Here is a 14,613-nt window from a genome sequence, read left to right as displayed (position 1 = left end):
CCAAATGGCGACACACATTGAGCACGTAGGTGTATTAGAAAGATCCAGAGAGGTTTCTCGGCTAGAAAATATTGTTGCAGAAGATAGTGAGGAAATTGAAGCTGAAATGTTCAAAGTTGGTGATGATCCAGCGGGAAAAGAAGCTCGATTTTTTCAAGCTACAGATGAGATGTCAGCTGCGTTAACGCAGTTTATGAAAAAGAAAGTACATGAAGAGCAGTTAGCTCATTTTCTTGATGGTGAAGAGTATATTCTGGAAGACCATGCTGTCGAGAAAACGGATAAAGTCATGGAAGCGCTTAAAACTGCCGCGACACATGAGCATGAACTATATGTCTTTGCAAAAAAACTCTTTCCTGATGAAAGTGATTTAGTCATTGTTCTGCGAGGGATACTGCGCAAAAAACAAATTTCAGAGAGAGCAAGGCTCAACGCTGAAGCTTTACTTAAAAAAGTTGATGAAGAGACAACGAAAAAATTCATTAATAGCGGTATCAATAGTGCCTTGAAAGCAAAATTGTTTGGCAAAACACTTTCATTAAATCCAAAGTTATTGCGAACCAGTTATCGGCAGTTTCTGATGGCAGAAGAGGACGCTATAGATACCTATGTTGAATGGATTGGTAGCTATGGTTATCAAAACAGGAGCATGGTTACTAAATTTATTAAAGAATCATTGTTCTCTGATATCAATGCATTAGATGCAAGTTGCTCATCACTAGAGTTTGGATTGTTTCTTAATAAACTGGCAAAACTACTTTCACTGCAGTCAGCAGAGAACTTATTCCTTAAAACAATAATGAATAATGCTTTAGTACAAAAAGCTATTGCTGCAGAAGACTATTGGATATTTTTTTTAATATCATTAATTAAATTTCCAGAAACAGCAGAAGAGTTGATGCAGAACGCACTGGCGGCGTTACCAATCGATACCAGATTTAAGGAAAGAACCTCATTACTCAAAACAATCTATAGTGGTTGTAATAATCTGCCATTTTCTCTTTTTATAAACAATGAACAATTACTAGAGATCAGAGAGTGTTGCAAGAAAATGATAAAAGAAACATTTAATGTAGAACTCTTTGAAACATATAGAGATAAAAACATAAATAATAAAAAATCATGGAAGAAGGTAATGTTCAATGTTTAATAAGGTTCTGATAGGTTTACGTAGCCACCCAGAATTAATTATTTTAGGGTTAATGGTGATGATTATCGCCATGCTTATCATTCCATTACCAACCTACCTTATCGATTTTTTAATTGGTCTCAATTTAACATTGGCTATTTTAGTTTTTTTAGGATCATTTTATGTAGATAGAATACTGAGCTTTTCATCATTTCCTTCAATTCTTCTTATAACCACTTTGTTTCGTTTAGCACTCGCTATCAGTACCAGTCGACTCATACTCCTTGAGGCTGATGCTGGGGAAATTATCACAAGTTTTGGTGAGTTTGTTATTGGGGACAGCCTTATTGTTGGTTTTGTTATATTTTCAATTGTAACCATTGTTCAGTTTATCGTGATTACCAAAGGATCTGAGCGTGTGGCGGAAGTTGCGGCCCGCTTTTCTCTCGATGGTATGCCTGGTAAACAAATGAGTATCGATGCAGATTTACGAGCCGGTATTATTGATGCAGAAGCAGCCAAAGAACGACGGAGTGTTTTGGAACGAGAAAGCCAATTGTATGGCTCGTTTGATGGCGCGATGAAGTTTATAAAAGGCGATGCAATTGCTAATATTATTATTATATTTGTCAACATAATTGGTGGGTTATCAGTCGGGGTAGGTCAGAATGGAATGGATTTCTCAACGGCATTAACCGTTTATACTATTCTTACTGTGGGAGATGGACTTGTCTCTCAAATACCAGCTCTGTTAATAGCTATTAGTGCCGGTTTTATTGTTACACGTGTAAATGGTGATAGTGACAATATGGGGAAAAATATAATGTCCCAATTGTTAAGTAATTCATTTGTAATTATAGTTACCTGCGTTCTTGCATTAAGTATAGGATTGTTACCGGGGTTTCCTCTTGCCGTTTTTTTATGTCTGGCATTTATACTTGGGATTTACTTTTATTTTAAATTTGAGAAGAAAGATACAGAGAACACGGCTACTGAAGATGAAATATCACTTGGTCTGGAGCCTTATAATCAGAATGATGATATCTCGTTGGGCATTATTAATAAACTGGATCAAGTTATTACCGAAACTGTTCCGCTTGTTCTGATTATGAATAGTAAACAGGCCAAAAAGTATACTGATATTAATCTTGCAGACAGAATTCGTAGCCAGTTTTTTATCGAATATGGAATTCGCATACCTGGAATTGTTATTCGTGAGGGGGATGGACTTAATGATGAAGATGTAATATTGATGTTGAATGAAGTTAGGGCCTCTCAATTTAAGATCTATCATGATATGGTATTGCTGATAGAGTATTCTGATGAGATTTTTTCGGCGCTCTTAAAAAAACCAGTGATAGTGAACAGCAATGGAGAACAATATTATTGGGTTACGAAAAATGATGCTCAGAAATTAACAAGAATCGGCTGCTATACACGTACAGCTATGGATGAAATGTATAATCATTTATCCGTCTGTCTTGCTCATAATATCAATGAGTATTTCGGTATACAAGAAACAAAATATATTCTTGATCAGCTCGAAGTGAAATATCCTGATCTACTAAAGGAAATACTGCGTTATATTACTGTACAGCGCATATCTGAAGTAATTCAGCGATTAATTCAGGAGCGTATTTCAGTTCGCAACATGCGGTTGGTTATGGAAGCATTAGCACTATGGAGTCCAAGAGAGAAGGATATCATTACCCTCGTTGAACATGTTCGAGGGGCACTTGGGCGCTATATATGCCATAAATTTTCATATTCTGGAGAGATAAAAGCAGTCGTTATTTCACCAGAGATAGAAGATCGAATAAGAGACGGAGTTAGACCAACGGCAGGTGGAACTTTCTTAAATCTTGATGCATCCGAGGCTGAGATGATTCTTGATAATTTTAAATTGGCGCTTTCAGGTATTAACATACCTATTAAAGATATTGTTTTACTTGGTTCTGTAGATATTAGACGTTTTATCAAAAAGTTAATTGAATCTAATTATCGTGATCTTGAAGTTCTATCTTATGGAGAACTGACAGAAAATGTTTCTATAAATATTCTAAAAACTATCTAGCAACCTGATATGCAAATGGAGTATATGTGGAGAACATAAAATTATTAAACAAATACAGTTATTTGCATAGCATTAATGGTTCGCTGATTGAGGCTGCACTGGATGATGTGTCTGTGGGGGAAATTTGCGAGATCTATGAAAACTGGCAAGCTTCAAAACGTATAGCCAGAGCGCAGGTGGTTGGATTTCGTAATGGTAAAACATTGCTGAATCTCATCGGAAACTCTGTTGGTCTGACCCGTACAGCGGTACTGAAACCAACAGGAGAACAGCTAACAATCCAAATTAATGATGCTCTTCTTGGTTCAGTTTTGAATGCTTCGGGGGAAATTATGGAACGATTTGTTCCTGATGTCCCTGAAGAAAAAGGGCAACGACGGCTGATTGATGCTCTTCCCCCGTCATATCTGGAGCGCAGAGTTATAGATACACCGCTTGAGACGAGGATCCGTGTCATTGATGGTGTATTAACTTGTGGTATCGGACAGCGTGTTGGTATTTTTGCATCTGCCGGGTGTGGCAAAACAGTGCTAATGCATATGCTGGTCAATAATACAGAGGCGGATGTATTTGTTATTGGCTTAATTGGTGAACGAGGAAGAGAAGTAACGGAATGCGCTGAATCTCTAAAAAAATCAGTGAATGCGGAGCGATGCGTTTTGGTTTATGCGACCTCTGATTTTTCATCAGTTGACCGATGTAATGCTGCGTTAATGGCAACAACGATAGCCGAATATTTCCGGGATCGAGGGAAACGTGTTGTTCTGTTTATAGATTCCATGACAAGGTATGCTCGCGCTCTTCGGGATATGAAGCTTGCTGCGGGTGAGCCGCCGGCAAGACGCGGTTATCCCGCTTCAGTTTTCGATAGTTTGCCACGTTTACTGGAACGTCCTGGATCAACCAAAAAAGGAAGTATTACCGCCTTCTATACCGTGCTGCTGGAAGGTGAAGATGAATCTGATCCATTGGGAGATGAAATAAAATCTATACTTGATGGTCATATCTATCTTAGCCGTAAACTTGCAGGACAAGGACATTATCCTGCTATTGATATATTGAAAAGTGTGAGCCGCGTATTTGGGCAAGTTACAGATGAAAAACACAGAAAATTTGCAGCACGGGTGAGAAAACTACTCACAACTTTAGAGGATTTACAGGTATTTATTGATCTTGGGGAATATCGTGCTGGCCAAAGTGCTGATAATGATTTTGCGATGAATGTGCGTCCAGAACTTACTAAATGGCTAAAACAGTCTCTGGATGAAAAAATGCCAATGCACGAAACTTTGAAAGAGCTTGAACGCATTGTTAGGTAAGATTGAGCGATTGCTAAGGAGAACAGCACAAAGCTTAGCGACGTGTGAGGCTTTATTATTAAAGTTACGAACTGAAAAAAATGAATTGCTTGAAAGAGAACGCATGTACGACATGCAGCTGAAAAACCTTCAGGCATTATTAGAGATGAAGGAGCTTGTCGGAGAGGTTGTCTTGCGTGCAGACATATTTTACGCGTTACGCAAGATTGCGGTTATCCAACAGCAAATAGCTGAAATCAATCTTGAAAAAGAAAAAAATCATGAGAGACAAAAAGTACTTGATAAGGAAATAGTTCAACATCAGAAGCAAAGAAAATATTGGTGGTTAAAAAGTGAAAAGTACGCACGGCTGAAAAAAAGAATCAAAAATCAGTTGCTCATACAAATGCTTTATCAGGATGAACTTGAACAGGAGGAGAAATATAATGGACGGAATTAAGCAAATTGCTGTATCAGATATTAAATCCCCTGAGCATTCTGGAACGGATTTAGAAGATTATTTAAAGAAAAAGAATAAAAATAAAGAACAGAGTGAGAGCGTTGCAGGTACTCTGCTACAGCTACTAAAACAGACTCATGATATCAAATCTTCAGTCTCAGAAAAACAAGGAAAGAATCAGTTGCCCGGAGAAGCGACAAAGATTGCACTGTCAGGAAAAGAACATGTCTTCCCTGCGCAAGAAAGGGGGATAAAAAACGCAACGAAAGATAAAGTGGTAAGTCTAAAAATAGAAGACATTAGCAACCATACTGAAAAGGTTAATAATACCGTAAATTATTTGATTAAAAAAAATGCAAATAAATCTGTAGTAAAAGCTGATAAATCAGAAGTAAATGAAACACGTAATAAAAAAATGCAACATAGAGAAACCATCAATGTGCCTCAGCATAGCGCTATAAATCATTATGATAAAGTAGATATAGCGAATATATTTAATTCCGAACAACATATTGAAAAGTCGAAGGATTTATTATCGAAGAATATTAATTCATTATTGCATAATGCTAATTTTATAAATAATACCAATGCTGAGAATAGTTCAGGTAGTGATTTAATATATCAGTTTCAGCGTTGGGGGAAAAATCATTCGGTTCAAATTTTGGAAAGTAGTGAAGGTTTGAGATTAAAACCCTCTGATTCACTTGTCACAGACAGGCTTTATGATGCACAGAACAGGGATGAAATGTCTCAACGATGGGTAATGACTGAGCACGATGAAAGAGAACGCCAACAGCATAGTCAACGTGAAGAACTGCAAAATGAAGAGGAATTTGGGTACGAGCAAAAGGATGAAAGCTAATGTTTGGTTTGCGACACATTGATCGGGATAAACATGCTCTTGAAATCACCTGTAAAAACTGGAAAGCCAGTGGTGAAGATGCGGAAATGTTAATTCCAGAGATTAATACCAAATGGTTGCCGGTTGCAGATGAACACGGAAAGTGGTCAGGTTGGGTATCACTTCGTGAAATATTCCAGTTGATTGATCATAAATTAGCCGGAATGGCTATAATGCCTGATGCTGAAAGGTTAATTAGTGAATGGGTTCAATTAACTGAAAAACCGTTAAAACTAAATTTACCTGAACTTGAATATCAACATTTATGTGCTGGTCAGGTTTTTGATGGAGTACTCACTCATTCACATTCTATGATAAAACTCTGGACCGGTGAATTAAATTTATGGGTGGAGAGAGTTGCAACATGCAGATATGATAGTTTCGCCATAATCAATAGAAGTCAATTAAGTTGGCCCGTTAATTTTATAATTGGTGTTAGCAAAACAACGGTTGGACTAATCAATCAAATTAGATTGAAAGATATTTTGCTTATAACGTCAAGAAAAGCATACGTTTCTATATATAATAGAGATATATGTGAGCTGACATATTCAGAGGAATTAATGATGTACGATAGTTATGAAAATGATAAAGACATTGAAACTAATGATTATGGTGATGATGTTGAGATTAACAGCATCGACAATTTACCAGTTAAAGTTGAATTTGTGCTAGAAAGTAAAGTATTCACATTACGTGAAGTAGAAGCTCTTTGTGAGAGCAAGATAATATCAGTAACACCAGAAAACGAAAAAAATATTGAAATACGAATAAATGGTGTTACTGCAGGTCATGGTGAGCTTGTGGAAATTGATAATAAGCTAGGCGTAATAATAAACTCTTGGTTATCAGGAAGTAAAAATGTCGAATAGTATTTCACTCATAGCGATATTATCGCTATTTACATTATTGCCATTTTTCATTGCATCAGGTACTTGCTTTATTAAATTCTCTATCGTATTTGTGATAGTACGTAACGCTTTAGGATTGCAGCAAGTACCCTCTAATATGACATTAAATGGCGTTGCACTTTTGTTGTCAATGTTTGTAATGTTGCCTGTCGGGAAAGAAATTTATTATAACAGCCAAAATGAAAATTTAACGTTTGATAATGTTGAATCTGTCGTGAATTTTGTTGAAACTGGAATGAGTGGTTATAAATCATACTTAATAAAATATTCTGAACCTGAACTTGTAAACTTTTTTGAAAAAATTCGAAAGGCAGATGATAACGAGGAAAATGATGAATTCAGTAAGGAAAACATTTCTATCCTGTCATTGTTGCCTGCGTATGCATTAAGTGAAATAAAAAGTGCATTCATCATAGGATTTTATATTTATTTGCCTTTTGTTGTTGTTGATCTTGTTATATCAAGTGTTTTATTAACTTTAGGAATGATGATGATGAGTCCCGTAACAATATCTACACCTATAAAATTAATTCTTTTTGTTGCGATGGATGGTTGGACAATGTTGTCAAAAGGATTGATTTTGCAATATTTTGATCTATCCATAAATCCTTGAGGAATGGATATGGATGATATCGTTTTTGCTGGCAATAGAGCACTTTATTTAATTCTGGTAATGTCTGCCGGGCCAATTGCTGTTGCAACAATAATCGGTTTGCTGGTAGGTCTTTTCCAGACAGTAACACAGCTACAAGAACAAACTTTACCGTTTGGTGTTAAATTATTGTGCGTTAGTATTTGTTTTTTTCTGATGAGTGGATGGTATGGCGAAAAATTATATGCATTTGGTATCGAAATGCTAAACCTGGCATTGTCGAGAGGCTAACGTGGAGCAAGAGTTATTATATGAAATCCATAGTATTATGGCTGCAACTGCGATCGGATTTTGTCGCATAGCACCAACTTTTTATTTATTGCCATTCTTTGCTAGCGGTAATATACCGGCAGTTGTTCGTCATCCTGTAATAATATTATTATCATTTGCATTAGTTCAACATTTTCATTATGAATTACTTACTTTAAATAAAATAAATATAGCCTTGATTGCAAGCAGAGAAATTCTTATCGGGTTATTGATTGGATGTTTGTTGGCATCTCCGTTTTGGATTTTTCTCGCAATTGGTAGTTTTATTGATAACCAGCGAGGAGCAACGCTAAGTAGCACATTAGATCCTGCTACAGGTGTGGATACCTCAGAACTGGCAAGATTATTTAATCTTTTTTCAGCGTCGGTATATCTGACCAATGGAGGAATGAACTTTATTCTCGAAACTTTATGGCAGAGTTATACGCTATGGTCGCCTGGCGATAATGGCATTCCTAATCTGGTGCCTGTTTTATCATTGATTAATAATATAATGACTCACACCATAGTGTATGCAAGTCCTGTGATTGCAGTCATGTTAGGGGGAGAGGCCGTTCTTGGGCTACTTTCTCGCTATGCATCTCAGTTAAATGCGTTTGCAATTTCATTGACCATTAAAAGTGCACTGGCATTCTTTATATTGATAGTTTACTTTGGGCCGATTTTAGCTGAAAGAGTGATGCCAATATCGTTCTATCCAGAGCAATTACAACGGTATTTTGTTAAATAGAGTGAATCATGGCTAATAAAACAGAAAAGCCAACAGACAAAAAATTAAAAGATGCGTCTAAAAAGGGACAAATATTAAAAAGTAGAGACTTGACTGTCTCTTTAATAATGCTTGTCGGGACCTTATATCTTGGATATGTGTTCGATGTGCATCATATTATGTCGATACTTGAGTATATACTGGATCATAATGCCAAACCTGATATATGGGATTACTTTAAAGCTATTGGCATTGGGTGGTTAAAAACAATAGTTCCTTTCTTACTTGTTTGTATGTTCACCACTATATTGGTTTCATGGTTTCAAAGTAAAATGAAACTTGCAACAGAAGCTATCAAATTAAAATTTGATTCTCTTAACCCCATCAATGGATTAAAGAAAATATTTAGTTTGAAAACACTAAAGGAGTTTGTTAAAGCTATTCTCTATATAGTATTTTTCTGTCTGGCGATAAGAGTTTTTTGGGGAAACAATAAATCTCTTCTTTTTAAAACGCTTGATGGAGATATTATATCTTTACTATCTGATTGGGGAGAGATGTTATTTCTTCTTGTTCTATATTGTCTTGTTAGTATGATTATTATCTTGATTTTTGATTATATTGCAGAATACTTTTTGTTTATGAAGGATATGAAGATGGATAAACAGGAGGTAAAACGAGAGTATAAGGAGCAAGAAGGGAACCCAGAAGTGAAATCTAAGCGCCGAGAACGCCATCAAGAAATACTGTCAGAACAATTAAAATCAGATGTGAGTAATAGTCGGCTTATGATTGCTAATCCAACACATATAGCGATTGGAATATATTTTAAACCAAATTTATCACCAATACCGTTGATTTCAGTAAGGGCAACCAATCAAGTTGCACTGGCAATAAGGCGTTATGCGCAGGAAATTGGTGTCCCTGTTATTACGGATAAAAAATTGGCTCGTAAAATTTACGCGACACATCGTCGCTATGATTATGTTAGTTTCGAGAACTTAGATGAAATACTGCGGTTATTGTTATGGCTGGAAGATGTCGAGAATGCGGGGCAACCAGATGCGACAGAGGAACCGGTATTAGAGGATGAGGTGAAATAAAAAATAGAGATTTTGCAGAGAAGGGGAAGAATAGCCAATAGGTATTGCAGAAATTTAAATAAAATTTTTCTACCTTATTATCGCGTTCCCCATTCTTATGGATGATAATCTTATAAATATCAATTCAATTGATAAGTATTATCTTCTGGTTAACGAGAAATATGATCTTGAGAAATTAAAAGTAGTTGATACATACTCATTTCCTTATAAGCTGGAACTGTAGTCACTTTCGCAAACTCATTAAATAGCTCTTTCTCGAGCACGGGAGATGTGAGGTACTCAGGGTGTTCAGTAAAAAATTTTCGTGCGTCAATTATAGCATTTGACTCATTATATGCCTGATTTCCATCGTTCTTTATCAACGATTGTCCCGAAGTGCATGCGGAGAGAAAAGAGACCAATATTAGTGTAGCATATGATTTTTTAATGAATTTTATTGATGGCATTCCTATTCTCCAGCATACAGGATTTAATGTTTTCATAATGTTTTCCCCATTCAGATAATGAGATAAATAACTCAACGATACTTTTGATGTTAAGTTTATGCAACGCTCGTATTTTATGATATGAGACAGTTTTATATTCAATTCCTTTGATTATCGATATTTGTTTTAGAGAATATGAGACAGACAATCGTAAAACATCTATTTCATCCCTGGTTAATGATTCTGGCTTATAGCACTGTTTTTCTCTATAATTAGTTGTTTTAAAGCAACTAATTAAATCCTTGGTTGTTATATTTTTTGGAATTCTAATAAAACTATTGCACAAGAAAATATTTACAGGGTCAGTATATGAATATAGTATTTTTGATTGATTCTCATTAATTATTATAAAACAATGTCCCAAGTCAACCAATGCTATGAAATCCTTGAAAAATTCTTTCTGAGAGGAATTTATTTCTTCGATGCCAATTTTAAAGTAAACATTACTGGAGAAAACCTGCATGTGCGAACCTGTCGTATAAAATCTTTGGGATAAAAATAACAAGGTAATTTTATTATTGTATTTATGGTTAACTGTATGTGTAAATGGGGTGATCACCTGATATGGTGAGTAAATATCTACAAAGTGCTCTTTATAACATTCGTCTGTAAAATATGACATTATTGTTTGTCATCATCATAATTTGGTCAGGAATGCGCCGTTGTTATGCTCTATTATAGACTGGAGCTTATGGAACTAGCGGGCGGCGATCATGGAAAATAATGATAATGCATTATCACAAGAGTTTATGGAATCTTATGCCATTCGTTTGTTGAGCGGGCCTCTGAATGGATGTGAGTTTGAAATTACGAATGGGAGATTGCTCGTTCTTGTTGGTGATAATGCGTCATTAGGTCAAAGTGATTCGTTCCCAGAGCTGCCGGAAAATATCATTACTATCCCATATGGAGACAGTACAGGCAGTTTTGAGATAATAATAACGACAGCTCCCGAACTCATCATAGCAGTAAGGGTATTATCTGAACAGCAGCCAGATAATATTTATTTGGCATTGAACCAACAAATCGAGGTATTGGGACTGAAATTTGTTATAAAGCAAAAAGATGTAATCTGGCAGTACACTATACCAAGTGCTGAGGATAGGCGTCATCGTTTTTCCAGTCGTTTATTAGCCAACATAATCTCTCCAAAACTAGTAATAGTAAGCTTAGTTATTTTTATTATTTTCATTACATACCTTAGTTTTACTTATCATTCTGCGAATGATTATCAGGTGAGCCACATTGATAAAATACTCTCAAACAAAAATAAGAATTATGCCATTCTGTATGGTCGAGATGATATTATATATATAAATACCAGCAGCCAGGATGAAGCTGTTTGGGTAAAGCAAGCATTGGAAAAAAGTCAGCCAGCCAAACCTGTGCGGGTGATTGATCATAATGATGAGACTGCACGTATTTATGCATGGCTTGCCGATAATTATCCTGATCTCCAATATTTCAAAATTCAACTTTCGCCAGCAAACAATCCAAGATTAACAGTAAGTAAACAAAGAAATACGATCACTAAACAACTCATTGATAATATCATTACCGGTTTATTAAATGAAATGCCTTATGCTACTAAAATAAGTATTGCTATATTGGATGATAATATTCTTGAAGCTCAAGCTATTGACACGCTTTCGTCTATTGGGGTTACTTATGAAAAATATAAAACAGCTAATAATGTATATTTTAATATCATTGGTTCATTAAGTGATAGTGAGTTAAATAAAATTAATGATTACGTTGATGAATATTATAAGCAGTGGGGTAAACAATATATAAGATTTAATATAAATCTACAAAATCAGGATGTTAACAACAGTTCCTTCGGCTATGGCGATAATAGATTTGAAAAATCGCAGGGTAGTAAATGGATATTTCAGTGATAATTAATTAAGGGGGATATATGGCAGACTGGAATGGTTATATTATGGATATCAGTGAGCAATTTGATAAAGGCGTCGATGATCTGAATGAGCAAGTTGAAAAAGCCCTTGAAGATTTAGCAACTAACCCGTCAGATCCTCAATTTCTTGCTAAATATCAAAGTGCTCTGGCTGAATATACATTGTACCGAAACGCGCAATCAAACGTAGTCAAAGCTTATAAAGATCTTGATTCCGCGATTATACAAAACTTCCGTTAAAACGCGATAAGGAGCCAGATATGCCAGCAGACAACGGGCCTTATGTATATGCAGTTACGAAAGCACCTGTTTTGGAAACTGAGGAGTCTCAAGTCATAGATCTTAATAGCCGGATTCAGGAGATGTCTGATCCTGATACTAAAATGATTAATGTCTTTGCCAGTTATGCTGTACAAACTGAAAATTGGCAAAAAAGTGCATTACAGGCATTAAGATCTGATCAAAAAGGGCTGACACCAGAAAAACTTTTGACCTTACAGGATCACGTACTCAATTATAATGTTGAGGTTTCACTTGTCGGGACTTTAGCAAGAAAAATTGTAGCAGCCGTTGAGACTCTGACTCGCTCATGAAATATATACTGTTATCGTTGTTAATCCTGCTGCTGTGCAGTTGTAAGCAGCAGGAGCTTTTGAACCATCTTGATCAGCAGCAAGCTAATGATGTTCTCGCTGTTCTGCAAAGGCATAATATTAGTGCAGAAAAGAAAGATCAGGGAAAAGTAGGATTCTCTATATATGTAGAAGAAGCGGATTTTGCATCAGCTGTAGATTGGTTAAAAATTTATAACCTTCCAGGTAAACCCGATATTCAAATATCGCAAATGTTTCCTGCTGATGCACTGGTTTCTTCGCCACGCGCAGAAAAAGCAAGGTTATATTCAGCCATTGAGCAGCGACTCGAACAATCACTAAAGATAATGGATGGTATCATCTCATCACGAGTGCATGTAAGTTACGATGTTGATAGTGGCGATAGCGGCAAAACAACTCTTCCTGTTCATATATCAGTGCTTGCAGTGTACGAACAAGATATTAATCCTGAAATAAAAATTAACGATATTAAACGTTTCATTGTTAATAGTTTTGCAAGTGTCAAATACGATAATATTTCAGTAGTACTTTCAAAACGCAGAGATATTATCGCTCAAGCTCCAACAATTGAAATAAAAAAACCAATAATATCTCCAGATACAAACATTACAAAAGCTTTGTTAGTTTTGTTGGCATTTATCATAATTTGTTGTGCAATTTGGAAATATAAATCAACTATAACGGGTTTTTTGCGATTAAAAAAATAAAATAACCAGAAGAGATTACAATGAACCTGACACTTAGCAAAATTATGTATGATCCAATCAGTTACATACATCCTGATAGATTAAGCAATAAGATGGCTCTATGTAGCAGCGTGTCGGTTAAATCGCTGGCTAATGATTTAATTATTAGGCAGTTTAATCTGTCTACAGAACAATTTGATTTGAATAGCTCATTGTTATTTTATATAAATAATTGGGATTTGCTCCCATTGATTTGTTTACTCGCCGGTTGTCATTTTTATAGAGATAAATTTGCTGAGCGTGGATTATTTTACAAGATCCCTCACGTTATCAGACAATATTATGAAAATTCACCAGTGTTATTGACTGATAAACTTTTACATAAACCAAAATCTGTTAACTATATAGATATAATAAGTTTTGGTTTTTCGGTCTTGCTATCATTTATGCGACAACAGCCTTTGGCTATTCAGCAACGGTTTAATTTATTATTTCCAGATTTTGTTGATAGCATAAGTACAATAGTTCCTGTGACACCTTTACTCTTGAAGAGGATTACAGATTATGCGAAAAAAAATAGAAATGAACTTATCGAAATATCCATTAAATGGGGTCTTGATTAAAGGTGAACTTGCTGATGAACTAACCGAAATAGCATCAATTAAAGAAAATTCCATTATTGAAGCTAGGCAGCGAATGCAAGAGATCGATGAATGTGCGGAAAAAAAGTTTGTTCAGGGCTATTATGATGGTTATGTAAAAGGAATTATAGATGCACGGGGAAGTGTTGTTTCCATAATCGATGTTTTTAGTAATGCATTGGAAATAAATAGATTAAGAATAATCGATGAACTTAAAAGAATTTTATTAAAATCCCTGGAAAATGTTGAAGTTTTTAAAAGTGTATTTGAGCAATGGCTAGAAAAACTGCCCACTACAGATAGTCTGGTATATCTTTATGTACCATCCAGGTATAAAGAAAAGTTTCTTTATACAGAATCTTCTTGTTTTACCAGGTTGCAGAAAGAGATAAGAATTGACTATCATGAAGATAATAAATTTGTTTTTTTTACTGAACAATTTATAGCAGAATTTTGCCCACACAACTATGTCGATAAGTGTGAGTTATTCTTGTCCAAGAATAATTATTTTTCTCCTGAGAAAATTCGTGAAATTTCTGATTTCGCATTAGATATTATAATGAAAGATTTAAATTCCAAAAGGATGACAGATAATAGTGATGTTGAAATATTCAATAAAGTTGAATGTTCTGAGGAAACTATTATGGGGGATAATGAAGGTGGCTCTGGTTATTAATTAGAGTTCCTCCAGCTATGTTGCTGTTCATTTTTATTATTATGATTACGGGGATTTATAAGTATTCTTTGATGATAATTCATTAT

At 35.3% G+C, this 14,613-nt stretch carries 18 protein-coding genes; 16 read left to right on the top strand and 2 right to left on the bottom strand.

Translation table 11 applies throughout. The annotated features are described in order from the left end of the window. Positions 1-4: 4 nt before the first annotated feature. Genes PS053_RS09580 through PS053_RS09535 form a run of 10 tightly spaced genes read left to right on the top strand, consistent with a single transcriptional unit; the run spans position 5 to position 9,507 of the window. A complete protein-coding gene (locus tag PS053_RS09580) occupies positions 5-1,150 on the top strand; it encodes a YopN/LcrE/InvE/MxiC type III secretion system gatekeeper (RefSeq protein WP_059236713.1) in 1,146 nt (381 codons plus the stop codon). Further along, positions 1,143-3,203, top strand: a complete 2,061-nt coding sequence (locus PS053_RS09575; RefSeq protein ID WP_059236715.1) for an EscV/YscV/HrcV family type III secretion system export apparatus protein — start codon at positions 1,143-1,145, stop codon at positions 3,201-3,203. The genes PS053_RS09580 and PS053_RS09575 overlap by 8 nt, the downstream gene beginning before the upstream one ends. A gap of 26 nt (positions 3,204-3,229) precedes the next feature. Beyond that, positions 3,230-4,522 carry a type III secretion system ATPase SctN gene (gene sctN, locus PS053_RS09570; protein WP_256878864.1) on the top strand — a complete coding sequence of 431 codons (1,293 nt, stop codon included), beginning with the start codon at positions 3,230-3,232 and terminating at the stop codon, positions 4,520-4,522. After that, the gene (locus PS053_RS09565; RefSeq protein ID WP_054412927.1) at positions 4,512-4,961 is read left to right on the top strand and encodes a hypothetical protein; all 450 of its coding nucleotides are present in this window, start codon (positions 4,512-4,514) and stop codon (positions 4,959-4,961) included. Before sctN ends, PS053_RS09565 begins: the two co-directional genes overlap by 11 nt. Continuing rightward, the gene (locus PS053_RS09560; protein WP_059277531.1) at positions 4,948-5,823 is read left to right on the top strand and encodes a SpaN/EivJ family type III secretion system needle length determinant; all 876 of its coding nucleotides are present in this window, start codon (positions 4,948-4,950) and stop codon (positions 5,821-5,823) included. Before PS053_RS09565 ends, PS053_RS09560 begins: the two co-directional genes overlap by 14 nt. Continuing rightward, positions 5,823-6,734: a YscQ/HrcQ family type III secretion apparatus protein gene (locus tag PS053_RS09555; RefSeq protein ID WP_256878865.1), complete on the top strand. Its 912-nt coding sequence runs from the start codon at positions 5,823-5,825 to the stop codon at positions 6,732-6,734. The genes PS053_RS09560 and PS053_RS09555 overlap by 1 nt, the downstream gene beginning before the upstream one ends. Beyond that, entirely contained in the window at positions 6,724-7,386 is a 663-nt protein-coding gene (locus PS053_RS09550; protein WP_000071525.1) for an EscR/YscR/HrcR family type III secretion system export apparatus protein, read from the top strand. Before PS053_RS09555 ends, PS053_RS09550 begins: the two co-directional genes overlap by 11 nt. Positions 7,387-7,395: 9 nt before the next feature. Then, positions 7,396-7,656 (top strand): EscS/YscS/HrcS family type III secretion system export apparatus protein, encoded by a 261-nt coding sequence (locus PS053_RS09545; protein ID WP_000341007.1) that lies wholly within the window; start codon positions 7,396-7,398, stop codon positions 7,654-7,656. Position 7,657: 1 nt separating this feature from the next. Next, positions 7,658-8,425, top strand: coding sequence for a type III secretion system export apparatus subunit SctT (gene sctT, locus PS053_RS09540; RefSeq protein WP_256878866.1), 768 nt, complete (start codon positions 7,658-7,660; stop codon positions 8,423-8,425). Between the two features lie 8 nt (positions 8,426-8,433). Beyond that, complete coding sequence (locus PS053_RS09535; protein ID WP_085456574.1) at positions 8,434-9,507, top strand: EscU/YscU/HrcU family type III secretion system export apparatus switch protein; 1,074 nt, start codon at positions 8,434-8,436, stop codon at positions 9,505-9,507. Between the two features lie 149 nt (positions 9,508-9,656). Here PS053_RS09535 and PS053_RS09530 read toward each other — a convergent pair whose 3' ends face one another. Then, positions 9,657-9,953, bottom strand: coding sequence for a hypothetical protein (locus tag PS053_RS09530; protein WP_001139239.1), 297 nt, complete (start codon positions 9,951-9,953; stop codon positions 9,657-9,659). Beyond that, positions 9,931-10,455, bottom strand: a complete 525-nt coding sequence (locus PS053_RS09525; protein ID WP_001195876.1) for a helix-turn-helix domain-containing protein — start codon at positions 10,453-10,455, stop codon at positions 9,931-9,933. The genes PS053_RS09530 and PS053_RS09525 overlap by 23 nt, the downstream gene beginning before the upstream one ends. 250 nt (positions 10,456-10,705) lie before the next feature. On the opposite strand from PS053_RS09525, the gene PS053_RS09520 reads away from it, so the two are divergent. From PS053_RS09520 to PS053_RS09495, 6 genes are read left to right on the top strand one after another with little or no spacing between them, the layout of a single operon-like run. Then, positions 10,706-11,890, top strand: a complete 1,185-nt coding sequence (locus PS053_RS09520) for a PrgH/EprH family type III secretion apparatus protein (RefSeq protein WP_000429639.1) — start codon at positions 10,706-10,708, stop codon at positions 11,888-11,890. Between the two features lie 20 nt (positions 11,891-11,910). Further along, a complete protein-coding gene (locus tag PS053_RS09515) occupies positions 11,911-12,150 on the top strand; it encodes a type III secretion system needle complex protein (RefSeq protein WP_000796268.1) in 240 nt (79 codons plus the stop codon). A 20-nt stretch (positions 12,151-12,170) separates the two neighbouring features. Next, on the top strand, positions 12,171-12,503 hold the full coding sequence (gene sctI, locus PS053_RS09510) for a type III secretion system inner rod subunit SctI (RefSeq protein ID WP_001110551.1): 333 nt from the start codon (positions 12,171-12,173) through the stop codon (positions 12,501-12,503). Continuing rightward, positions 12,500-13,231, top strand: a complete 732-nt coding sequence (locus PS053_RS09505) for an EscJ/YscJ/HrcJ family type III secretion inner membrane ring protein (RefSeq protein ID WP_059218065.1) — start codon at positions 12,500-12,502, stop codon at positions 13,229-13,231. Before sctI ends, PS053_RS09505 begins: the two co-directional genes overlap by 4 nt. A gap of 20 nt (positions 13,232-13,251) precedes the next feature. Beyond that, complete coding sequence (locus PS053_RS09500) at positions 13,252-13,833, top strand: type III secretion apparatus protein OrgA/MxiK (protein ID WP_044711068.1); 582 nt, start codon at positions 13,252-13,254, stop codon at positions 13,831-13,833. Then, complete coding sequence (locus PS053_RS09495) at positions 13,775-14,527, top strand: hypothetical protein (protein WP_125282436.1); 753 nt, start codon at positions 13,775-13,777, stop codon at positions 14,525-14,527. Before PS053_RS09500 ends, PS053_RS09495 begins: the two co-directional genes overlap by 59 nt. The last annotated feature ends 86 nt before the right edge of the window (positions 14,528-14,613 follow it).

Source organism: Escherichia albertii (assembly GCF_028622335.1).
GTDB classification, from domain to species: Bacteria; Pseudomonadota; Gammaproteobacteria; order Enterobacterales; family Enterobacteriaceae; genus Escherichia; species Escherichia albertii.
The sequence above is the reverse complement of the archived record's forward strand: the minus strand, read 5'-3'. Positions and strand labels throughout refer to the sequence as shown.